Below are 23,372 nucleotides of genomic sequence, written 5' to 3' on the forward strand. Positions count from 1 at the left end.
TGTATTTCCCTTTAATTTGCAAACCCCGTGTTTGTAATTAAATTACTTGCATGGTTATTGCATTTTATATTGCTAACAACTCTGTAAAGAGAAATAATTTTCTTAATTTACAGTAACATACAAAAATAATGGCCCTAGAAAACATAAGACTTGAAGTGATGAAAACTATCGAAAGTAAAGTAGATGGTTTTATTGACAAATATCTAATTCCGGTTGATAATATTTGGCAACCTACAGATCTTTTGCCGAATCTTCAGGGAGAAGAAGGAATGGAGCACGTAAAACAAATTCGTGAAGAAGCGAAAGAATTAGGTTATGATTTTTGGGTGGTGCTGGTTGCAGACATGGTTACTGAAGAAGCCCTACCAACTTACGAAAGCTGGCTTATGGATGTAGAAGGTGTAGACCAGCAACGCCGTGCTGATGGTGAACAAAACCCATGGTCTAAATGGGTAAGACATTGGACGGGGGAAGAAAACCGTCACGGTGATACTTTAAATAAATACCTTTATCTCTCGGGTCGTGTAAATATGCGCGAAATTGAAAAAACCACGCAGCACCTAATTAATGATGGTTTTGATATTGGTACCGGAAGAGATCCTTATAAAAACTTTGTGTATACCAGCTTCCAGGAACTTGCTACCAATATTTCTCATAAAAGAGTGGGACAATTGGCCAAGAAAAAAGGAAATAAAATGCTGGGTAAAATGTGTAATATCATCGCAGGAGACGAGATGCGTCACTATATGGCGTATCGCGAATTCGTAAAAACAATTTTTGAGCACGATCCTAGCGAAATGATGTTGGCATTTCACGATATGATGAAAAAGAAGATCGTTATGCCGGCGCAGTTTTTAAGGGAAAGTGGCGAAGGTATTGCACAGGCTTTCGAGAACTTCTCGAATGCAGCACAGCGCCTAGGTGTTTATACTACTTACGATTATATCGAAATTCTTAAGAAATTAAACGAATACTGGGAGATCGATAAGATGAGAGCTCTTACCGATGAGGCTGAAAAAGCTCGTGATTATCTTATGAAATTACCGGATAGAATGACAAGAATTGCAGACCGTATTGCTATCCCGCAAGATCAATATCAATTTAAATGGGTAGAACCAAACGGAATCATTTAATTCGCGAAGAAAGCAAAACATAAAAAGTCCGCTATAATAGCGGACTTTCATTTTTTGATCATTGTGGTCTATACTAAGATTTTGAATTTTTCCAGACTTTATAAGCGGCAAGATCTCTTTCAATCAAACTTAAACAGAAGGCGATTACCGCTGCATCATCCAAATAGCCTATCAACGGAATAAAATCTGGGATTAAATCAATTGGTGACAGCACATACAATAATGCCGCACCTACTGCAGCGACGATATTAAACGGAATGTCACGATACTCCCCGCTCGCATAATCCCTTACCAAATTAAATAACAACTGGGCATCGTCAAAATATCGTCTTAAAGCATTTTTACTCTCAAATTTTGACTTAATTTTTTCCTCTTCGTCCAGAACCGTTTCTACATCTTCTTCCTGAAAATCTTCCTGTTTCTTTTTATGCTCTTCTTCGATGGTATCTTTACTGAAAATGCTCATTATTGATTTTTTTAAAGCTCCAAATTAAAAAAATTATGGCAGACCACTATTGAAGTTATCATTGTTTTAAGACTAAACTAAAATATATTCCCAGGACCATAAAATAATACACAGATCGCTATAATTATCAAAATGCCTATAAACTATAATTGACTAAGATCTCCCGAGCTTACCACAAAATTCTTTATTGCAGCGTATTTGTTCTCAAGCCTTTTTAAGATTTATTTGCTAAAAGCCAAGTTTTATCATGCAAAATCAAGACTTCAATTTATTCAAGCAAAATAAAACTTAATAATAGCTAATTTTAAAAATACTTTTTAGTACGCAAATTATGACTATTTCTCAGACCTCCTTAAAGAAGCTCAATTCAAAAAAAACATACCAAAAATTACTGATTTTTACATTTATTTTCTTCGGAACTTATTCCGCTTTAGGGCAAACTTCAGCTTGTGATTGCCTTACAGTTTTAGATGATGCTTCGTCACTAATCCAGCATTCAAAAAGCTATAAAGTTCAGATTAAAAAAGAAGATCGGGAACAAGAATTTCAACAATGGAAAGATAAAATTGTTCTCCAAATCAAAAAAGACAGCTTACGCAGCTTTTTTTTGCGCGGGTTATCTGCAAAAATATATTACGTTTATTAACGATCGCCATAATCAGATTTATAAAATTCCTGAAACCGTTGCAGAGCATATTCCTACCTACCAAAAACCTATAGATACTACAAAACTGAAAGATAAAATCTCTGGCATTTACTATGCAGGAAGAGACCAGATATTCGTAAAAAAAGAAACGGACAGTTTATGGTATGGGATCACGCTAAAATCAGCATTAGAGGGTTTGGAAAAAGGAAAAATAAGGCTGAAAATTCAAAAAACTAAAGAGGGGCATTTAGAATTATTTGAGTTTTACCCTAACGGCGTTCTTTCTTACCAAAACAATATCACAATCAATGATGGGAGAATCCGGAGAACATTTTGGAATAAAGCGAACCGATACTTTTTCCAAATCAATCACGAGCAAAATTTCAATTATAAATCTGTGAATAAGAACTTTGATTACATCGGTATCAAAACATTGAGCAGAACCCGAAATTTGATGAAAGAAGCCGAAGCCTTTTATGAAAAAAAACTTAAAAACCTACGTAAAGAAAATCTGATTGTAGATTTAAGAAATAACGGCGGCGGCGCAACTAAACAAGCTGCCCCCCCTTTTTAAATGGCTTAAGAAAAACAAGCATATTAAACAGGTTTTTGTACTCATTAATTTTCAAACAGCAAGTGCTGCTGAACTCACGGCTCTTCAACTAAAAAAAGATCGCCGGACTATTATTGCCGGTGAAAATTCACGTGGAATGTTAGCATATGGCTACGGAAACCAGTCTTTTTCAGCAAAAACAAAATGCCCAGAATTCAGCGTTAATTTTTCAACCAAACATAAAAACGGTAAATTAAACCAATACGAAAAGAAAGGCATCACACCAGAGCTATACCTGCAAAACACCTCAAACTGGATCAATCAAATCCTTGAGTTTAACGAAAAGAATCAGCTTTAAAAATTGATGGTATTCCCCTCTAATTTTAAATATGTTTTCAATATCTAAATTTATTCAAAATGTCAAAAATTTAGTATTCTAGCTTACAAGCGGAAATAAAATGTATTTTTGCAAAAATTTTTAGAAAATGAGCGTACTTGAAAAAAAATTAGTAGACCGTAGTGGTCACAAATGTGAATTATGTGGTTACGAGCACGACTTGCAAATTTATCAGGTACCGCCAACTTCAGAAGGGACCTTAGAAGATTCTATTTTAGCCTGCGAAACCTGTGTAGCGCAAATCGAAGATCCTGAAAAAGTAGAACCTAACCACTGGCGTTGTTTAAATGACAGTATGTGGAATGAACATTTACCGGTGCAAATTGTAGCCTGGAGAATGCTAAACAGATTACGGGCTGAAGGCTGGCCGCAGGATTTACTGGAAATGATGTACCTGGATGAAGATGCTTTAGCATGGGCAAAAGCTACGGAAGATGCTCAGGATGAATCAGAAAAAATCATTCACAAAGACAGTAACGGCAATATTCTTGCAGATGGTGATTCTGTAGTACTTATAAAAGATTTAGATGTAAAAGGGGCTAATTTCACCGCAAAAAGGGGAACGCCCGTACATCGCATTTCTGTGGTTTGGGATAACGCAGAACAAATTGAAGGCCGTGTAGAAGGCCAACAAATTGTAATTCTCACCCAATACGTAAAGAAAACAAAGTAGTCTTAAGGCTACTTTGTTTTCTTTACGTATTGGTTTTTAGCGTTTGCATTATTAACCTCCTTATCCTCGATTTTATAAAAACCAGAAATGGATTGAAATCGCTGTAACAAAAATTTACATCCTACTGCTTTCTTCCTGAAGTGAGGTAGATTTCACCTTTTTAGATGTTCCTTTTCCAAAATTATAAGTAACACCAAATACAAACTTACGGGTTTCCCAACGATTTATCCAATGTGTTGTCACGTTATCTTGCTGGATAACAGAATTCCACATTGATTTTTTTAAGATATTCTGACAGCCTAATTCTAACTTCAACTTATCATCAAATAACATTTTTTTCACGTTAACACTAATATCATAGAGAGGATTCATTACACTATTCCCACTTTGAGACCTTCCGCTATAAAAACCAGATGCATTAAGCGTCCAATTATCTTTTAAGGTAAGGTTATGGTACATTTCCATACTATATCCAAAACCAGAACGATCGTAACTAAAATTGACAATTTTGGACTCTTCCCTTGTATGATAGCCATCAAAGCTAAACTGAAAATTCCACCAATCCACAGGTTCAAAAGGGAGGTTTAAAGAAATACCCAGGCGGTTACCTGTTGCCCCATTAGCCGTAAATAACAGGTTATAATTTTCGTTATCCCGATAATCGATTACGGAGGTGAGTTGATCATTATAGAAATTACCATATAAGCTGGCACTCATTGCATTTTTATAAATATAATTAACTTCAAAGCTATGATAAAACTGTGGTTGCAATGCGGGGTTTCCGATTTCTAAGGTGTAAGGATCCAGATATTGATAATAGGGGTTTAAATCTAAATAATTTGGTCTCCCTATTCGCCGGCTATAGCTTAACCTGTATTGATGGTTTTCTTTTTCATAATTAATAGACATCGAAGGAAACCAGGCAATATAATTATTGCTATTTGTTTGATTTAATTGTTCAGAAAAACCAGAATAATCTATGTATTCTGCACGGATTCCTGTCAGCACATTCCATTTTCCCAATTGATAACTTCCCTGTATATAAGCAGAAAACAGCTGTTCTTTATAGGTAAAGTTATTGGTAAGCAAATCCTCTGGTATAAATAATTGAGAGCTATCGTTTGCGGCATAATCACTGCTATAATTCATCTTGATTCTAGAGAGTTTCGCACCACTTTCCAATTTTAATTGTTTCGAAAAGCGATGTTGACCATCTGCCTGGGCTGTCAATAATTTATAATGGATTTCTTCAAAAATATCCAATAAAAATTCATTTTGAGGAGTGGGATTTATAGGATACGTATTTTGCAAAAGTCCTTCTTGGCTTTTTTCGTAATCAGCATAATTTAACTGGACATCCAACTGCGTGTCCAAACTATCAGAGATATAATTATAAAACAAATTCCCGCTCGTATTTTTGGTTGGTTCTTTGATCTCTTTTCGAAGCTTTACCTGTCGGTACAAATTATCGTTCCCATATTCATTAGTAGTTCCAAGAGTAAGTTCACTGGAATGTGAATTAGCATAATTAAAAGCAGTGCTTATTTTATGATTTTTCGAAAAATTGCGTTCTATACCTGCTGTAAAGTTTTTTGATATGGTTTTGGGTAACCATTCGTTTTGCTGGTCCAGTACTTTTATAGAATCTTCTAACTGAATGGTTTGTGTAATATTCCGGTGATTAACACTATTATTCCTATTATAATTAGCACCCAGGTTGATATTCCATTTGGAATCATTATAGTAAAGATTCAATCCATTTCTGTTTTTAAAATATTCTGCATACCCCACAGAGGAATATACATTTCCAATAAAAGAAGCTGCTTTGGGTTGTTTCAGATTAATATTGATAATCCCTGCTGTTCCAGAAGCGTCATAACGGGCAGAAGGCTGAGCAATAATTTCAACATTCTCAATATTTTGTCCGCTTAAAGACCTAATATACTCTCGTAAAGCATCGCCTTTTAATAAAGTAGGTTTACCGTTTATCATTAGCTGCACATCTGCATTTCCACGAAACTGAACATTTTCATCTTTATCTAAACTCACGCCGGGGAGCTGCCTTAAGGCTTCCAGGCCATTACTACTGGTAATAATCCCCAATTTTTCTAAATTAAAAATCATTTTATCTCCACTAATTCGTATCGCCTTCTTTTTAGCAATTATATTTACTTCTTCCAACTGGCTGGTATCTTCCGTTAATCTAATCTCAAGTTCAATATGTAAGGCATCACCTTCTAAAATTGTATGGTAAGGCTGGTATCCCATCATGTCTACTTCTAACAATATTACATCCAATTCGATATCTTCCAGTATAAAAACTCCCTTTTCATTAGAATAGGCATAAGTTATAATACTCTTGTTATCTGGGTTTTTTATCAAAACATTAGCATAGGCTAAAGCTTCTCCGGTTTTTTTATCTATAATTTTTCCATTTATCTGATGTTGCGCGTGTAGTTGAATACAAGCGAAACAAAAACATAACACATGTAGAATAGTTCTCATAATTTTCGGTTTTATGAGTACAAGAGTAATCCAAGCTTAGCAATCAAAACTCAGGAGCTGACCAAACGCCTTTATCACAACACCATCCCATTAAAATTCTTATTAAAAAGTTTTGTTGTATAATATTACAGATTCATCCTTTATTTTAAAGGAAAACGTTTATACAGGATCCTTAATCGGGAAGCTATATTATCTTTATGTTCGTAAATTACCTCTAGGCAAGCCTGGGAGCATTTAATCTGGATCATCGAGTTAAGAAACACCTCCATATTTATGAACGAAAAACAGGAAATACGTTATCATCTTCTCTTTTGGGGACTTTTTGTGGGAATGGATTTGTACTTTGAATTTCTCTTGGGAAAATATGAGACCTTTAGCCTGTGGTTACTACTTCACAAAATAGGTTTCTTTTTTTTACAGGCGCTCATTTTTTATTGGGTGTATTTAGGAGTTGCTCCCTATACTATCCCACAAAAAAGATGGTTAAAATTAATTGGAGGGATAGTTATTTCTATTTTTTTGTTTGCGGGAATTCGATATGTTATAGAAGAAGTCATTATTTACCAGATCACCGGTGCCCACAATTATAGTGATTACTCCCGCCGATGGTTATTCTACATTTACGATAATTCATATTATGCCTTTAGGATTATCCTCCTTAGTTTAGTGTTTTATGGCGTAAAATATTTATTAACTGTGAATCAGGAACTCCATCAGCTTCAATTAGATAAAAAGCAAGCTGAACTTAGAGTACTGAAATCGCAATTGAGTCCGCATTTTTTATTCAACACTCTAAACAGTTTTTATGCCGATGCTTTGGAAGTAGATTTAAATTTAAGTAACGACATTCTTAAGCTTTCTGAAATGCTACGCTACATCACCTACGAAAATGACACTGAAATGGTTCCATTAAAAGGCGAGCTCACATTCTTACAGCATTATATCGCCCTTTTTGAACGTCGTTTTGATAATAAACTATACATAGAAAGCCGTTTTCCCGAAAATCCAGGAGAATATCAAATACCATCTTTACTGCTCATCCATTTTATAGAAAACACGTTTAAGCATGGTATTCTAGATGACCCTCTACAGCCGGTATGGCTAGACATAAGTATTGATAATATGTATTTAAAAATGGAAGTAAAAAATGCGGTAAAGGCCGGGGATAATTATGATGAAAAAGGGATTGGATATAAAAATATACGACAACGCCTTGATTTAATTTTTGGAAAGACCTATACCTTAAACATTGACGAAGAGAAAAATTATTTTAAAGTATTTCTTCAATTTCCATTGACCCGTTGATAATTTAAATGATGAGAAATAAAAGTTTTACCTGCTATATTATTGATGATGAACCACCTGCAGTGCGCATACTGGAAAAATTCATCCAACAGCTGGAGGTGCTTAGCCTTTTGGGAAGCAGCAATAAATCCCTGGAGGCTTTAAACGAAATACAACTAAAAAAGCCGGATATTCTTTTTTTGGATATTCAAATGCCGGATTTAACGGGAATACAGCTTTCTAAGCTTATCAACTATTCTCCCTATATTATTTTCACCACCGCTTACGCTCAATTTGCCGTTGAAGGATTTCAGGTAAACGCAATAGATTATTTATTAAAGCCCATTGCTTTTCCAAGATTTATCGAAGCTATTGAAAAGATAAAAGAACGCCATCAAACCACCCCTTTGGATGGTTTAATAGCTCCCACTCAGGATTATTTTTTTGTAAAAACCGATGGTAAAAACCGGTTTCAAAAAGTGGCTCTGCCCGATATTCTTTATTTAGAAAGTATAAAAAATTATGTTGTCATCCATACTAAAAACGAACAAATAGTAACCTATAGTACCTTAAAAAGTATACAGGAAAGCCTTCCCGAACATAGTTTTATTCAAGTGCATAAATCGTATATCGTGGCTTTAGATAAAATTGAAAAAACAGATAACTATGAGGTATGGATCGATGGCAAAGACCTTCCATTAGGCGATACTTATAAACATGGTTTTTTTGAAGCTATCCACCAACGAAAACTATAAAAACAACGATATTAATCTTCACTTTTACGAATTATATTTTTCGCATTTTCGTTATTTGGGTCTAATGCTAAAGATTTCTTATAGGCTTTTATGCCTTCTTTTTCTTTGCCTAACTTCAGTAATATTTCACCATAACTATCCCAAGTATTTGCTGCTTTAGGATATAATTCTGTATTCAACTTTAATACTTTTAAAGACTCATCTAACTTATTTTATCCCATTAATTGATAACCAAAACTATTGATCGCACTTTCAGAAACATTATAAACACTTGTTTTTCCTTTCGCCTTTTCATTCTTAATTAAAGCAATAGTTTTTTCGATTGAACTATTTTCAACATAAAAAGAGAATATACTTTTCAAATTCATTATACGCTCTTTTTGTTTTTGCTCTTCAAGAGTTTCTACCCGATAATAGATACGTTCTTTATCGGTAATTTTAGTGGTATCTATTTTATATCTTTTAAGTTTTCCGTTAGTAGAAGAGTTACTCACATATTGAGTTCCATAAATTTGTGGCTCTTCTCGGCGCATCAAATCTCGATCTACCGCAGCAGCGTACCACCAACGGTTTAAAGTAGAATCCATTTCAATTGCTTTTTTAAAACTTTCTACTGCCATTTTTGATGCAATAGTGTCTTTACCGTGCTGAAAAATAATCCCGGCATTATAATAATCTTGCGCAGTTTCTAATTCACCATCGTTAAAAAGCTGCGTGGCTTTAGCCAATCGAATACTATCTTTTTTATTAAGCTCGACCCAATTGATATTTCCCGACATTCTTTCTGATTGATCGGCATCTGCCATTTTTTGTAATTCTGGATTGGTTTGGGCAAAACCACTACTAATTACTACTAGTAAAATTAAACTGAAATAAATATTATTCATTTTATTATGTTTTATGCTCCTTCTATTTACACGATTGATAAAAGATTTTGTTACAAATTCTGCTTAAATACTTATCATTCTATTTAAATTTCCGCAACCCAAAGTGCTTTACTATTGTAATGTTGCTGGAGATTAGTTATTATCAACTTTCGATCATAATTCCTTTTTTTGATCATACACCAAACTATCCGGTAAATAGAGCTTTTCCTCATAGTCTTGCGCAGCGACTAAACCACTTAAAGTGAAAACCAGAATAAAAAGAGAAGGCCTCATCGATTACTTTTCAGCAAAAATAGAAGCCACACTATTTAAAAAATTGTACTATTGGGACAACTAGCTATAAAAGTTCCAAAAGGTATCCTCATCCCCCAATTTACTGACTGCTGCCATAAACTTTTTTGGGGATAATTGGGTAAGCTTTTTAAACTGCTTAATAAAGTCTGACTGGTCGTAGTAATGTTCTGCAGAAACCGTAGTAAGATTGATATTATTTTGTTGCTGAATTTTCTCTAAAGCAAAGCGGAAGCGGACTAATTTCCGATATTCTTCAACCGAGCAATCGAGATGCTTTTGAAACAACCGAAGTAAAGTTTTACGATGAATATCTAAATCTCTGGCCAAGGCTGAAACTGAAATCATACCTTTACTTTCTATAATTTTATTCACAGCTCCAATAATTCTTTCTTCTTCAAATCCCAGGCATTGTTGTTGAAAAAATTTATCTAACAAATTCGCTTTTTCTGAAATAATTGAAGTTAAAAATACTTGATCCAAAACTTCATTGAATTTCAAACCAAAAGGATTAGTGAAATTTATGGGCTTAGAAAAAACCTCACTATAAACTTCTTTTATAAAATGCTGAATTCCCAAAGGCTGAAAAACTACTCCGATTTTCACGAATTTCCCATTTATTCTCACTCGTCCTAGATTTTGGTACAGCTTAGAATAAACAACCTTCAAAGAATCTTTCTTAGCTGAAGAAACCTCAACAGAAAAATCTGGCAAAATATTATAATCCACATTTTTATATATGGTAAGTGCATTTTTATAATGCGGATAATAGGTGAACGATTGCTGAAAATCTTCATCATCAGATTCATGAAAATAATAATAGGCAATGTATGGTTGAAGTTTTGTTGAAGGTTTACAAGTGAAAAAAGTAGCTGTAGCCATAACTCCAACAAACATAAGAAGTACAAATATAGCCAAATTAAAAAACCTCTACGATTTTTAAAACCTATTCAATTGTTTTCAATTTGGCGTAAATCTCGATAATATTATATTTAAATTTGAATAACCAAAAAGAGATAAAAAATGCTTCAATACCAGCTCCAATCTTATACTATAAGTTCAGATCACGAATTATTGGACAATGAAAACCATATTACTTCAAAAATACGTGAAATTCTTGAAAGCATACACCCCGATGTTCTTAAAGGCAAAGGATACCTGCTAAAAAAATTGCCCCGACTTATTAAGCAATATCCACGGGTGCCCGCTTTAAAAAACTTTTTGGCCACGCTACATAAAGAACGGGGAGAAATGGAACAGGCGTTTAAAGCCAACCGCTGGTTGGTAAAAGAGCATCCCAATTATTTGTTTGGGCGTCTTAATTTGGCTGCGGAATATTTAGAAAACGATCAATTAGAGAAAATCCCGGAGGTTTTGGGCGAAATGATGGAGCTAAAATCACTTTATCCCAATCGTGAAGAATTTCATATTGAAGAGTTTATCGCTTTTAATCAAATATCGGTTTTATATTTTTTGGCACAAGACGAGATCGAACAAGCTGAAATGAGGGTAGATATGATGGTAAAAGTTGCCCCAGATCATCCTAAAACGGAATATGCACAAGACCGAATAAAACAATTTATGCTTATAAAAGCGGCAGAAAGAAAACAACGAGAAAACGAAGAATACCACTCCCCAGCAGTAACTGATAGGCGTTCGCACCTGCAAACCGATAAGGCTCCTGTTTTTAATTTCCCTATACAAATGCAGTGGCTATATGAGGAAGATTACGATTTTCCTAAAAACAAATTAGAAACCATCCTTAAACTGGAGCGCGAACCCCTTATAGAAGATTTAAAAAAATTACTAAACGATAGCATTGCACGTTATGACTACTTTATGGAAGATGATGAAATGGACCTTCTCCTCTTTCCCATACATACTTTATTCATACTGGAAGAATTAAATGCTGAACAGGCATTACCAGAAATTTTTGAGATCCTAAAACAGGATGAAGATTTTTATGAAATATATTTTGGGGATTTTGCAAACAATGTTGTTGCTTCGATCCTTTTTACATTTGGAGAAAATAACCTGCAACAATTTTTCGACTTTCTAAAAACCCCTAATCTTTATGGGCTTTCCAAATCATACGTCTCTGAAGGAATTGCGTTTTTAGCAAACGAAAAATCAGCATTAAGGGAAAGTATCCAATCCCATTATAAAGACCTGCTGCTCTATTTTATTGCAGAAAAGCAGAATGAAAACTTAATTGATCACGAAGCCTACGGACTTATCATTGCTGATATCATAGATTTGCGGATGGAAGAATTACTCCCGCAGATCAAGGAACTTTACCAGTTAAATTTAGTTGCCAAAAGCATAAATGGTGAATTTGACAGTATTGAAGAAGCTTTTAAAAAACCCGAATTTATCAGTGAACAGGCAAAGCTGCCAAAAGCTGATCTGTTTAAGAAATATGAAATCTGGAAGGCAGACTATGAAGCTTATTTAGAAAAAGAGTTTAATGACTTTGATGAAGAACTAGAGGATGATGACTTTAGCTTGTATGATCGTTTTTTCGAGGATGAAGAACCGGAAGATGACTTTGATATGGACGATGTTCCTTTTGATGAAGAAGCATTTCAGCATCTAATAATGAATAACGAAGATCAACAACCGATTATAAAACAAAAAGAACCAGGAAGAAATGATCCTTGTCCCTGTGGAAGTGGAAAGAAATACAAAAAGTGCTGCTTGAATAAAAAATAGCATTTCTTTTTATTAAAAAAACCTCACAGGTTTTAGAAACCTGTGAGGTTTAGATGATTTGCTACAAGTTCTCTAACAGCTTGTAGATATTTTATATTTAAAATCCCTTAGTAAAGGATTTACAGATCAAACTTAATTCCTTGCGCTAATGGTAATTCAGTAGTGTAATTAATCGTGTTGGTTTGTCTGCGCATATACACTTTCCAAGCATCAGAACCACTTTCACGACCACCACCGGTTTCTTTCTCACCACCAAAAGCGCCACCAATTTCAGCTCCAGAAGTTCCAATATTTACATTGGCAATTCCACAATCTGAACCTTCAACCGATAAGAAACGTTCGGCTTCCCGTAAATTATTCGTCATAATCGCTGAAGAAAGTCCTTGACGAACGCCGTTTTGTAATTCTAGCGCGTTACTCACATCGCCTTTATATTTCATAATATAAAGCACGGGTGCAAAAGTTTCGTGTTGTACGATCTCAAAATGATTTTCAGCTTCAGCAATCGCGGGTTTTACATAGCAACCGCTTTCGTAACCTTCGCCCTCTAAAACGCCACCTTCAACTAAAACTTTTCCGCCTTCTTCAACCACTTTCTCTAAAGCAGCCTGATAATTTTTTACCGCATCTTTATCGATTAGCGGCCCAACGTGATTATTTTCATCTAACGGATTCCCGATCTTAATTTGCTGGTAAGCATCTACAATCGCATTTTTCACTTTATCGTAAACATCTTCGTGTACAACTAATCTTCGCGTAGAAGTACAACGCTGTCCGCAAGTTCCTACCGCTCCAAAAACCGCACCGATCACGGTGTTTTTAATATTCGCATCTGGAGTGACGATAATGGCGTTATTTCCGCCTAATTCTAAAAGCGATTTCCCTAAACGCCCGGCCACTTCTTTCGCTACGGTTTTTCCCATTCTGGTAGAACCCGTTGCAGATATTAGCGGAATTCGCTCATCCTTGGTCATCAACTCACCTACTTTATAATCACCGGTGATCAAACAGGAAATACCTTCTGGCACTCCGTTTTCAGAAAAAACACGAGCAGCGATATTCTGGCAAGCTACCGAGGTAAGCGGAGTTTTCTCTGAACCTTTCCAGATACAGGCATCACCACAAACCCAGGCTAAAGCCGTATTCCAAGACCAAACTGCGACCGGAAAGTTAAACGCTGAAATAATTCCAACAACTCCTAATGGATGGTATTGCTCGTACATTCTGTGTCCAGGACGTTCAGAATGCATCGTTAAACCGTGTAATTGTCTTGATAATCCTACCGCAAAATCACAGATATCGATCATCTCCTGTACCTCACCTAAACCTTCCTGATAGGATTTTCCCATTTCGTAAGAAACCAATTTTCCCAGTGGTTCTTTAAGTCGGCGTAATTCGTCATTAAATTTTCTAACAATTTCACCTCGTTGCGGAGCAGGCATTGTTCGCCATTCCTTAAAAGCTTTTTCAGCCGTAGTGATCACTTTTTCGTAATCTTCAGGCGTGGTAGCTTTTACTTTTCCTATCAAAGCTCCATCAACCGGAGAGTAAGATTCGATAATTTCTCCGCCAGAAAAGAAATCTTTCCCGGTCGAAGTTCCGTTGTTTATATCTTGAAGCCCTAATTCTTCTAAGGCTTTATCAATTCCAAAATCTTTTGCGATTTGACTCATTTTTATGTGCGTGTGGTTTGTTTGCTCAAATGCTTAATCTTCGTCTGCCACAAAGCGAGGATCGGTTGGCATTACCTCACCACAATTATCGCAGGTTCTTAAGTCTTCACTAGCATAAAAGTCTTTAAAGTGTTTTAAAAAGTCTTTTTCGATATCTTCTAGCGGAAAATAAACCTCGTGCAATTTATGATTACAATGATCACAAAACCATAACAAGCCATCTTCGCCCGGCAAATCCACTCGTTTACGCTCTACCACCAATCCTAAAGAATTTTCGTGACGAACTGGTGAATGTGGTACTTTAGCCGGATTTAAATACATATCTCCAGGCCCTAATTTCATGGTTTTTTTCACACCTTCATCCTGAATATGAACTTCGATATTCCCTTCCAGCTGGTAAAATAATTCTTCAGTTTCGTTATAGTGATAATCCTTTCTGGCATTTGGCCCGGCAACGATCATCACGATATAATCATCTGCTTCTCTGTATAAATTTCGGTTTCCAACTGGTGGTTTTAACGTATCGCGGTTCTCTTCGATCCACTTGGTAAGATTAAAAGGTTTAGCTACAGCCATAATATAATTTTTGAACCTAAAATTACACAATATGAACAAAAGAACCCCAAAAATCGATAAATATCTGGGCATTCCTGTGTACTAAACTATCTTTCATTTTACGTCTTTTTGTAAATTTTTATATACGACCAAAATCACTTCCCTTTACATTCTCCGTAATCTGTACGCTTTTTTACTATTATTCCTATCCTGATTTATTAAGCAATTCAATTAATTTATATAAATTCAGACCTTCTAAATTAATTTTTGATGAAAAATCTACTTCTTCTACTTAGCATTTTTGTTTTTATAGCCTGCGGTAACACTTCAGAAAAAGAAACCACTCCTGCTTTTACTTCAGAAGCGAAACCACAGGACGATATTCCTAATTTTGGGATTGTAATCCACGGGGGCGCCGGAACGATATTAAAAGAAAATATGAGTGATTCTCTGGAAAAGGCCTATAAAACCAAACTGGAAGAAGCCATAAGAACAGGTCACGAAATTTTAGCAAATGGCGGGACAGCGATCGAAGCAGTACAACGAACTATAAATGTGATGGAAGACTCTCCACTATTTAATTCGGCCAAAGGAGCGGTTTTTGCCAACGACGAAACCAATCAACTGGATGCCTCGATTATGGACGGTAAAACCTTAAATGCAGGGGCAGTGGCCGGAGTCACTAATATAAAAAATCCTATCAATCTAGCTTATGAGGTGATGGAAAATTCAGAGCATGTGCTACTTGCAGGAAAAGGTGCTGAAGAATTTGCCACACAACGCGGATTGGAAATTGTAGATCCGAGTTATTTTTATACCGAAAATCGTTTTAAAAGTTTACAAAAAGTAAAAGAACGTGAAAGGGAAAAATCAGGAAATAAAACGGCTGCCAATTACGACAGTTTTATAAAAGATTCGAAATTTGGAACCGTAGGCTGCGCTGCTTTGGATAAAAACGGAAATCTTGCAGCGGGAACTTCTACCGGCGGGATGACCAATAAAAAATGGAATAGAATTGGCGATTCTCCCATTATCGGTGCCGGGACTTACGCTAACAACGCAACTTGTGCGGTATCATCTACCGGTTGGGGAGAATTCTTCATACGTGGCGTTGTAGCTTACGATATTTCAGCATTAATGGAATATAAAGGATTGAGCTTACAGGAAGCGGCAGCTGAGGTTATTCAGAAAAAAGTACCAGAGATGGGTGGCGATGGCGGAATCATTGCCATAGATCACGATGGTAATGTAGCGATGGAATTTAATACCGCCGGGATGTACCGAGCGACAATGAATAAGAAAGGTGAATTAAAAATTGGTATTTACGGCGAATAATTTCAGCTTAAAAATATAGATTTAAGCCCTGTTTTTTTCAGGGCTTTTTTATTTGTTAAACCAATCTATAAATAAAATCGAAGCCCTAAATTTGCAAAACTGGTTCTAAAACTTTCAAAAATCGGTTTTTACTGTTATTTTTAAAGTCAACCTCAACAATTGAATTCTATTTTGATGAAAATCCTCTTTGCTTTATTTACTTTCTGTTTTCTACTTAAACCTGTTTATGCACAACGACTTACAAAAGAAGAATTACAGGATAGTGTAAAGACGATTCCATCTTTTACCATTCATAAAGACAATTATTTTATTACCGGAGTTCCTACGCATACCGGAATTAGCAAAAAAACTGCAGATGCTAAATACCAGGTAAGTTTTAAGCAATTACTTTTTAGAAAAAAAGTGCCCCAGGATTCTTATTTATTTTTGAAATACACACAAAAGGCTTTCTGGAACATCTACGAATTTTCCAGCCCTTTTAAAGAAATTAATTTCAATCCTGGGATTGCGTATTCTAAATATTTCTACGATAAATCGAATAAAGTGAATTCATTGGCTACGCTAGCTTTAGAGCACGAATCGAATGGTCGAGACAGTATCTATTCTCGTAGCTGGAATTTTGTTTCTTTAGAATATCACTGGGCAATTTCTAAAAAACTTGTGGCAGGAGTGAAAGCCTGGCTGCCTTTTTACTACAAAGAGAGTAATCCAGACCTTATGGATTACTCTGGATACGGTCAGTTAAATTTTGATTATGAGTTTATCCCAAATAGACTTTATGCGCAACTAATGCTTCAAAAAGGACTTTCTCTAGACTGGAAAGGAGCGGCAAGACCTAGAATTCTTTACAATCCTTTTAATAGCGTTAACCAGTTTCTCGTATTAGAATGGTTCACCGGTTATGACGAAAACCTTATTGAATACGATAGGTACCGCAGTGTGATACGTATTGGTTTTCTTTTAAAGAGCAACGAATTCGATTTTCTACGCGCTAGAAAATAATTAACTTTTTTTTAAGTTTAGTTAGTTCGGTTAATTCCGAACCAATCGTATTTTTGCAAACCGAATAATAAAATTCAAGGTATGGAATGTTGTTCTGAAGAGAAGAAAAAATTGATAGAAGAAGTTGGGCTTCATTTTGAAAAAGCCAAGCAAATGTCTCCTCTAGCTGCAAGAATATATGCTATTATGATATTATCGCCCTATGACGGACATACGTTTGACGAAATATTAGAAATGACTTGTGCCAGTAAAAGCTCTGTTTCTACTCAACTTAATCTTCTGCTTCAACTCAAAAAGGTAGAATATTTTACTAAATCTGGCGACCGTAAAAGATATTTTAGAGCGAGCAAAAGCTACCTGATAAATACATTAAAAGAAGATTTGGAACGAGTGAAGGAAGAGATTGCTTTGATAAATAAAATTACAGAATTCAATTCACTTTATAACCAACATAAGTATGAAGAGCACGGAGTTATTTCTGTACTTTTTCGGGCTTATTTAATTAAACAGCAAGGAAATATGAAAGATACTATAGAGAAAATGTCAAAATTTAAAAATCAATAAATATAACCTACGTATAAAAATGAGAAAATCAATATTAAATATAAGTTTATTAGCTGGCATCCTGCTTCTTATATCTTGTGGTAATGATAGTGAAAAATCACAACAGGCAGCTGGTGCCCAGGCTCAACAGGCCAAACCCTATCCTGTAATAGAAATAATCACTAAAACTGTAGAAGGGAACACCTCTTACCCGGTAAATATAGAAGGTATTGTAAACAGTGAAATACGTGCTAAAGTATCGGGCTACATTAACAAAGTGATGGTTGATGAAGGTGAAAAAGTAAAAAAAGGGCAAATCCTTTTTAAACTGGAAACCCAATCCTTAAATCAAGACGCCCAAGCCGCTCAGGCCAATGTAAATGCAGCTCAGGTTGAAGTAGACAAACTTAAACCGCTGGTAGAAAAAGATATTATTAGTGAGGTGCAGTTAGAAACGGCAAAAGCAAAATTACAACAAGCAAAAAGCAGTTATAATAGTATTGCGGCCAATATAGGCTATGCGAATATTAAAAGCCCCGTAGATGGTTATGTAGGCTCCATTAGGTTAAGGGAAGGTGCTTTAGTTAGCCCTACCAGCCAACAACCTTTAACTACCGTAGCTGATATTAGTAAAGTGTATGCCTACTTCTCTATGAATGAAACCGACTATCTTAATTTTCTTCAGAATAAAAGAGGAGAATCTTTTGACGAGATAATTAAAAACCTTCCCAACGTAAAATTAAGATTAGCTAATGGCACGATGTATTCTGAAGAAGGAAGAATAGAAACCATAAATTCTCAGGTAAACGCTAACACAGGTACTGTTTCTTTTAGAGCGGTATTTGACAATTCTTCCAGAATTTTAACCAATGGAAATAGCGGAAGCATTCTTATTCCCGAAGTTTATAAAGATGCCGTTGTAGTACCACAGTCTGCCACGTTTGAACAGCAGGGAAGCATTATGGTGATGAAAGTAGGGGAAGATAACAAAGTAACTTCTTCTGCCATTAAAACTAAAGATGAAATTGGCAGTTTGTACATCGTTGAAAGCGGAATAAAACAAGGCGATAAAATTGTTGCAAAAGGAGTCTCTAAAATTAGACCCGGCTCTGAAATTAAACCACAGCCTTTGCCTTTTGACAGCATAGCAGAACCTATCGAAAAAATATTTAAATAAATTGCTGAAGAAATAAATTATGCTTAAAACATTTATAGAGAGACCCGTATTATCTACGGTAGTTTCTATCTTATTAGTTATACTTGGTGTATTGGGCTTAACAGCTTTACCAATTACCCAGTATCCCGATATTGCGCCCCCAACCATTACGGTTTCTACAAGTTATCCGGGGGCCAATGCTGAAACGATTTTGGAAAGTGTAATCGTTCCTATTGAAGAACAGATAAATGGTGTAGAGGGAATGACTTATCTTACCTCTACCGCTACCAATAACGGTACGGCTGAAATCACCGTTTTTTTCGATCAGGAAATAGATCCGGATATCGCAGCGGTAAACGTACAAAACCGGGTGGCCAGGGCCAACCCTTTACTCCCTGCCGAAGTTAAACAAACCGGGGTTACTACTCAAAAGCAACAGACCAGTGCCTTAATGTTCTTGTCTTTTTATAGTACTAATAAAGATTACGATGATACATTTATTCAGAATTACTTAAAAATAAATGTTATTCCTGAAATCCAAAGGGTAAATGGCGTTGGTAACGTAAACGTATTTGGGCAAAAGGATTACGCTATGCGAATCTGGTTGCAACCCGAAAAATTAACCGCCTATAATTTAGTCCCTTCAGATGTAATTGCAGCGCTTAATGAACAAAGTTTAGAGGCAGCTGCCGGTGCGCTTGGTGAAAATAACGGGGAAGCTTTTTCTTACACTATTAAGTACAGCGGACGTTTTAAAACAGAAAAGGAATACAAAAACATTATCATCAAGGCTTTAGGAGATAGTGAATATTTACGGTTAAAGGATGTTGCCGAAATAGAATTGGATGCACAATCCTATAACGGCGGTTCTATGACTAAAGGAAATCCTGCGGTGAATATGGCTATTTTTCAGACCAAAGGATCTAATGCACGTGATATTATTCAAACTATCAAAGTAAAATTAGAGGACATTGAAGCCAATCTTCCCGAAGGGATAGAAATTTATATTCCTTACGATACCAATAATTTCTTAAATGCTTCTATAGATAAAGTAGTACATACGCTGGTTGAAGCATTTATACTGGTTTTTATTGTGGTGTTTATTTTCCTTCAGGATTTTAGATCTACTTTAATTCCGGCAATTGCGGTTCCCGTTTCTATTATTGGTACTTTCTTTTTCTTAAACCTGTTTGGTTATTCCATTAACCTGCTTACCCTATTTGCCCTGGTACTGGCTATTGGTATTGTGGTAGATGATGCCATTGTAGTGGTAGAAGCAGTGCACGCAAAAATAGATGAAGGCGCCGATAATGCGAAAAATGCCACTCTAGATGCGATGCACGAAATTTCTGGAGCAATTGTTTCCATTACTTTAGTGATGGCAGCGGTATTTATTCCGGTAACATTTATCACAGGACCCACAGGTGTTTTCTACGAACAATTTGGGATTACGTTGATTGTTGCCATCTTTATTTCGGCAGTTAACGCATTGACTTTAAGTCCCGCATTGTGTGCATTATTTTTAAAAACCCACAACGAAAAAGAAGATAAAAAGAAAAACTTCCTGCAAAAATTTTATGCAGCGTTTAACCGTGGTTTTAATGCGACTATTAATCGCTATGGTAAATCACTTCAGTTTTTATACAAAAATAAATGGATTAGTGCGCTCATCCTTATCCTGGCAGTAGCAGGTATTTGGTGGACTTCTTCCACCACTCCTACCGGCTTTGTTCCTGATGAGGATAGAGGTTTGTTATTTGTAAATGTTGAATTACCCGCCGGGGCTTCTATTGATAGAACGTCTCAAGTGAATAATGAGCTTTATCAAAAAATAAAAGATATACCTGGTGTTGAAGGCGTATCTGTAATTAATGGACGAAGTTTAATTAGTGGTGCCGGTAGTAACTATGGTCTAGGCTTTGTAAAACTACAAGATTGGGAAGAACGTGATACCGATGAACTTTCGCTAAAAGCAATTACCGGAAAATTATTTGGTATTGCAGCCACCATTCCAGAGGCGAATATTATTTTCTTTGCCCCACCAAGTATTCCAGGTTTTGGGAACTCTGCCGGGTTTGAAGTGAATCTATTGGATCGCTCAGGTTCAAGTTTTGAAGAATTAGATGCGGCCAACCAGGAATTTATAGGAAAGCTGATGCAGCGCCCCGAAATTCAATATGCGCAGTCATCGTTCAATACAAAATATCCACAGTACGAAATTAATCTGAATGTACCTTTAGCCAAAGATAAAGGAGTTTCGGTAAGTGAGATTTTCTCGACCTTACAAGGCTATATTGGAGGAATTTATGCTGCCGATTTTTCAAGATTTGGTAAACAATACCGTGTATATGTACAGGCACTTCCGCAAGACAGGGCCACTAAAAGTGATTTAAATAGATTGTATGTTCGTACTGAAAGTGGCGAAATGTCTCCTATTACGCAGTTTGTAACTCTTAAAAGGGTTTATGGGCCGCAATCGGTAACCAGGTTCAACCTGTTTAATTCTACTAAGCTAACAGGAGCCACCAATCCCGGATTCAGTTCTGGTGATGCGATTACTGCGATAGAAGAAGTAGCTTCTACATTACCAGGTAACTACGGGACTGCTTATTCAGGATTAACAAGAGAGGAAGTAAATGCCGGTAACCAAACCACGACTATATTTTTACTTTCTATAGTGTTTGTTTATTTCTTATTGGCAGCACAATACGAAAGTTATTTATTACCGCTTTCGGTATTGCTTTCCTTACCATTAGGAGTATTTGGTGCTTATTTAACGACTAAACTTGCAGGACTTCAGAATGACATCTATTTCCAAATTGCATTAATTATGTTAATTGGTCTGCTTGCTAAAAACGCGATTTTAATTGTAGAGTTTGCCATCCAACGACGAAAACGTGGAGAAAGCATTGTAGATGCTGCTATAGATGGCGCCAAAGCCAGGTTACGACCAATTTTAATGACCTCTTTTGCTTTTATTCTAGGATTAATGCCATTGGTATTAGCAAGTGGTGTAGGTGCCGAAGGTAACCGTGCTATTGGTACCGGAGCAGCCGGAGGTTTATTAATTGGTACAATTACAGGAGTATTTGTAATCCCAATGTTGTTTATCCTTTTCCAATGGTTACAGGAAAAAATTGGTAAAAAGCCAGAGGCTGTTAACACTAATAACCAAGAATAAAATTGCTATGAAATTTTTAATAAAATTTAAATTTATCGGGCTATCGCTAGTCGTCTTAAGCTTACAATCTTGTTTTGTAGCTAAAGATTATGAACAGCCTGATATTATAGAAGAAGAAAACTTTAGAACCGACAGTATTCCGCAAGACAGCCTAACAATGGCCAATGTTTCTTGGCGAGATATGTTTACCGATCCTATTTTGCAAAATCATATTGAAGAAGGCCTTCAAAACAATATTGATATTCGAGTAGCGCTTCAGCAAATACTATATGCTGAAGCTTACTTGAAGCAAGGAAAAGCCGGTTATTTTCCTTCAATTACAGGAAATGCGTCGGTAACTCGCCAAGAGCTTTCATCAAATAGCCAGTTTGGAGGTTTCTTCTCTTCGTTAGATCAATATGAAATTAGTGCAGATCTTTCTTGGGAAGCCGATATTTGGGGAAAAATTAGAAGTCAAAAAAGAGCTTACGAAGCTTCTTATTTACAAAGCGTGGCCGCACACCAAGCGGTAAAAACTACGCTTATTTCTAACATTGCTTCTACGTATTATCAATTGCTTTCGTTAGACGAGCAACGTAAAGTCACCGAGAGAACAATTGAAAACCGAGAAAAAAGTTTAGAAACCAACAAAGCTTTAAAAGAAGCCGGAAACATTACTGAAGTTGGTGTAAAACAAACCGAAGCGCAGCTTTATACAGCCCAAGCTTTATTGGTAGATATTAATAATCAAATTCGATTATTAGAAAACACGATGTCTATTTTATTAGGTAAAGAACCACAAGACATTAACCGAAGTGTTTTAGCCGATCAAACAATTGAAACCGAATTAAAAACCGGAGTTCCTGCACAATTATTGAGAAACAGACCCGATGTAATTCAGGCAGAATATGGCTTGGTAAATGCTTTTGAAATGACCAATGTTGCCCGAGCTAATTTCTATCCTTCATTAACATTAACAGCAACAGGAGGTTTTCAATCTTTAGATTTGGGAGAGCTTATAGATACCAATTCATTATTTGCCACGATTGTAGGAGGTATTACGCAACCCATTTTTCAGCGTAGACAAATAAAAACGCAATACGAAGCTTCACAAGCGCAACAAGAACAAGCTAGACTTCAGTTTAGACAAGCTTTCTTAACGGCTACAAAAGAAGTGGCCGATGCTTTATATAATTATGAAGCGGCAAGCGATAAAATTGAAATAAAAGAAAAAGAATATAGTGCTTATGAAACCGCAACTAATTATTCGCAAGAATTGTTAGATAATGGTTTAGCCAATTATTTAGAAGTTTTAACGGCAAGAGAAAATGCGTTAAACTCTAGATTAGACTTGATCAACGCTAAGTATTCACAATTAAATTCGATGGTGAATTTATACCAGGCACTTGGGGGAGGATGGCAATAGTTTGAATCTTGTTATTTGTTAATTGTTGGAAATAGCCCCGGATTTAAAAAAATTCGGGGCTGTTTTATCGCATTATTTCGACACTATCCCGCAAAGTGTGTAAAGTTAAAATAACAGGGGTTGGACTTTTTAAAGTCTGACCCTTTTTTCATAGATCGTAAGGAACTGATTTAAGATAATGCCCCAGTTCCTGATAGGCATTGACCACTTCTTAGTGGCT

The 23,372-nt window shown here is 35.9% G+C and carries 20 protein-coding genes; 13 read left to right on the forward strand and 7 right to left on the reverse strand.

Annotated features, from left to right (window positions below):
• The first annotated feature begins 128 nt into the window (after positions 1-128).
• A complete protein-coding gene (locus tag AC13DP_RS15225; RefSeq protein ID WP_013069822.1) occupies positions 129-1,133 on the forward strand; it encodes an acyl-ACP desaturase in 1,005 nt (334 codons plus the stop codon).
• Positions 1,134-1,206: 73 nt separating this feature from the next.
• On the opposite strand, the gene AC13DP_RS15230 is transcribed toward AC13DP_RS15225, so the two are convergent.
• On the reverse strand, positions 1,207-1,599 hold the full coding sequence (locus AC13DP_RS15230; RefSeq protein ID WP_483068063.1) for a YkvA family protein: 393 nt from the start codon (positions 1,597-1,599) through the stop codon (positions 1,207-1,209).
• A gap of 566 nt (positions 1,600-2,165) precedes the next feature.
• Here AC13DP_RS15230 and AC13DP_RS15235 point away from each other — a divergent pair.
• From AC13DP_RS15235 to AC13DP_RS15245, 3 genes are all read left to right on the forward strand, one after another.
• Complete coding sequence (locus tag AC13DP_RS15235) at positions 2,166-2,819, forward strand: hypothetical protein (RefSeq protein ID WP_483068064.1); 654 nt, start codon at positions 2,166-2,168, stop codon at positions 2,817-2,819.
• A gap of 136 nt (positions 2,820-2,955) precedes the next feature.
• The gene (locus AC13DP_RS15240; protein ID WP_483068065.1) at positions 2,956-3,156 is read left to right on the forward strand and encodes a hypothetical protein; all 201 of its coding nucleotides are present in this window, start codon (positions 2,956-2,958) and stop codon (positions 3,154-3,156) included.
• Positions 3,157-3,283: 127 nt separating this feature from the next.
• Positions 3,284-3,868: a PhnA domain-containing protein gene (locus AC13DP_RS15245; protein WP_483068066.1), complete on the forward strand. Its 585-nt coding sequence runs from the start codon at positions 3,284-3,286 to the stop codon at positions 3,866-3,868.
• 114 nt (positions 3,869-3,982) lie between these two features.
• Here the strand turns inward: AC13DP_RS15245 and AC13DP_RS15250 are convergent, their stop codons facing one another.
• Positions 3,983-6,373: a TonB-dependent receptor gene (locus AC13DP_RS15250; RefSeq protein WP_483068067.1), complete on the reverse strand. Its 2,391-nt coding sequence runs from the start codon at positions 6,371-6,373 to the stop codon at positions 3,983-3,985.
• A gap of 273 nt (positions 6,374-6,646) precedes the next feature.
• Between AC13DP_RS15250 and AC13DP_RS15255 the strand changes: the two genes are divergently transcribed.
• A complete protein-coding gene (locus AC13DP_RS15255; protein ID WP_228250841.1) occupies positions 6,647-7,678 on the forward strand; it encodes a sensor histidine kinase in 1,032 nt (343 codons plus the stop codon).
• Between the two features lie 8 nt (positions 7,679-7,686).
• Positions 7,687-8,412, forward strand: coding sequence for a LytR/AlgR family response regulator transcription factor (locus tag AC13DP_RS15260; protein ID WP_339809534.1), 726 nt, complete (start codon positions 7,687-7,689; stop codon positions 8,410-8,412).
• Between the two features lie 11 nt (positions 8,413-8,423).
• Here AC13DP_RS15260 and AC13DP_RS15265 read toward each other — a convergent pair whose 3' ends face one another.
• From AC13DP_RS15265 to AC13DP_RS15275, 3 genes are all read right to left on the reverse strand, one after another.
• A complete protein-coding gene (locus AC13DP_RS15265) occupies positions 8,424-8,591 on the reverse strand; it encodes a tetratricopeptide repeat protein (protein ID WP_272957231.1) in 168 nt (55 codons plus the stop codon).
• 33 nt (positions 8,592-8,624) lie between these two features.
• Positions 8,625-9,299, reverse strand: coding sequence for a tetratricopeptide repeat protein (locus AC13DP_RS15270; protein WP_272957230.1), 675 nt, complete (start codon positions 9,297-9,299; stop codon positions 8,625-8,627).
• A gap of 333 nt (positions 9,300-9,632) precedes the next feature.
• Positions 9,633-10,487 carry a helix-turn-helix domain-containing protein gene (locus tag AC13DP_RS15275; RefSeq protein WP_272957229.1) on the reverse strand — a complete coding sequence of 285 codons (855 nt, stop codon included), beginning with the start codon at positions 10,485-10,487 and terminating at the stop codon, positions 9,633-9,635.
• A gap of 126 nt (positions 10,488-10,613) precedes the next feature.
• On the opposite strand from AC13DP_RS15275, the gene AC13DP_RS15280 reads away from it, so the two are divergent.
• Positions 10,614-12,302, forward strand: a complete 1,689-nt coding sequence (locus AC13DP_RS15280) for a DUF1186 domain-containing protein (protein WP_013069812.1) — start codon at positions 10,614-10,616, stop codon at positions 12,300-12,302.
• A 119-nt stretch (positions 12,303-12,421) separates the two neighbouring features.
• On the opposite strand, the gene amaB is transcribed toward AC13DP_RS15280, so the two are convergent.
• Both amaB and AC13DP_RS15290 read right to left on the reverse strand, forming a co-directional pair.
• A complete protein-coding gene (gene amaB, locus AC13DP_RS15285; RefSeq protein WP_013069811.1) occupies positions 12,422-13,975 on the reverse strand; it encodes an L-piperidine-6-carboxylate dehydrogenase in 1,554 nt (517 codons plus the stop codon).
• A 33-nt stretch (positions 13,976-14,008) separates the two neighbouring features.
• On the reverse strand, positions 14,009-14,551 hold the full coding sequence (locus tag AC13DP_RS15290; RefSeq protein WP_041578510.1) for a 3-hydroxyanthranilate 3,4-dioxygenase: 543 nt from the start codon (positions 14,549-14,551) through the stop codon (positions 14,009-14,011).
• A 249-nt stretch (positions 14,552-14,800) separates the two neighbouring features.
• Here AC13DP_RS15290 and AC13DP_RS15295 point away from each other — a divergent pair, with 249 nt between their 5' ends.
• The 6 genes from AC13DP_RS15295 (at position 14,801) to AC13DP_RS15320 (ending at position 23,152) form a co-directional block, all read left to right on the forward strand.
• On the forward strand, positions 14,801-15,865 hold the full coding sequence (locus AC13DP_RS15295) for an isoaspartyl peptidase/L-asparaginase family protein (RefSeq protein ID WP_013069809.1): 1,065 nt from the start codon (positions 14,801-14,803) through the stop codon (positions 15,863-15,865).
• Positions 15,866-16,039: 174 nt separating this feature from the next.
• Positions 16,040-16,867: a phospholipase A gene (locus tag AC13DP_RS15300; protein WP_013069808.1), complete on the forward strand. Its 828-nt coding sequence runs from the start codon at positions 16,040-16,042 to the stop codon at positions 16,865-16,867.
• 111 nt (positions 16,868-16,978) lie between these two features.
• Positions 16,979-17,431: a GbsR/MarR family transcriptional regulator gene (locus AC13DP_RS15305; protein ID WP_483068068.1), complete on the forward strand. Its 453-nt coding sequence runs from the start codon at positions 16,979-16,981 to the stop codon at positions 17,429-17,431.
• A 19-nt stretch (positions 17,432-17,450) separates the two neighbouring features.
• Complete coding sequence (locus AC13DP_RS15310) at positions 17,451-18,587, forward strand: efflux RND transporter periplasmic adaptor subunit (RefSeq protein ID WP_013069806.1); 1,137 nt, start codon at positions 17,451-17,453, stop codon at positions 18,585-18,587.
• Between the two features lie 19 nt (positions 18,588-18,606).
• Positions 18,607-21,747, forward strand: coding sequence for an efflux RND transporter permease subunit (locus AC13DP_RS15315; protein ID WP_013069805.1), 3,141 nt, complete (start codon positions 18,607-18,609; stop codon positions 21,745-21,747).
• Between the two features lie 7 nt (positions 21,748-21,754).
• Positions 21,755-23,152, forward strand: a complete 1,398-nt coding sequence (locus AC13DP_RS15320) for an efflux transporter outer membrane subunit (protein WP_013069804.1) — start codon at positions 21,755-21,757, stop codon at positions 23,150-23,152.
• Positions 23,153-23,372: the final 220 nt, after the last annotated feature.

This window comes from Zunongwangia sp. L-65, assembly GCF_056859415.1.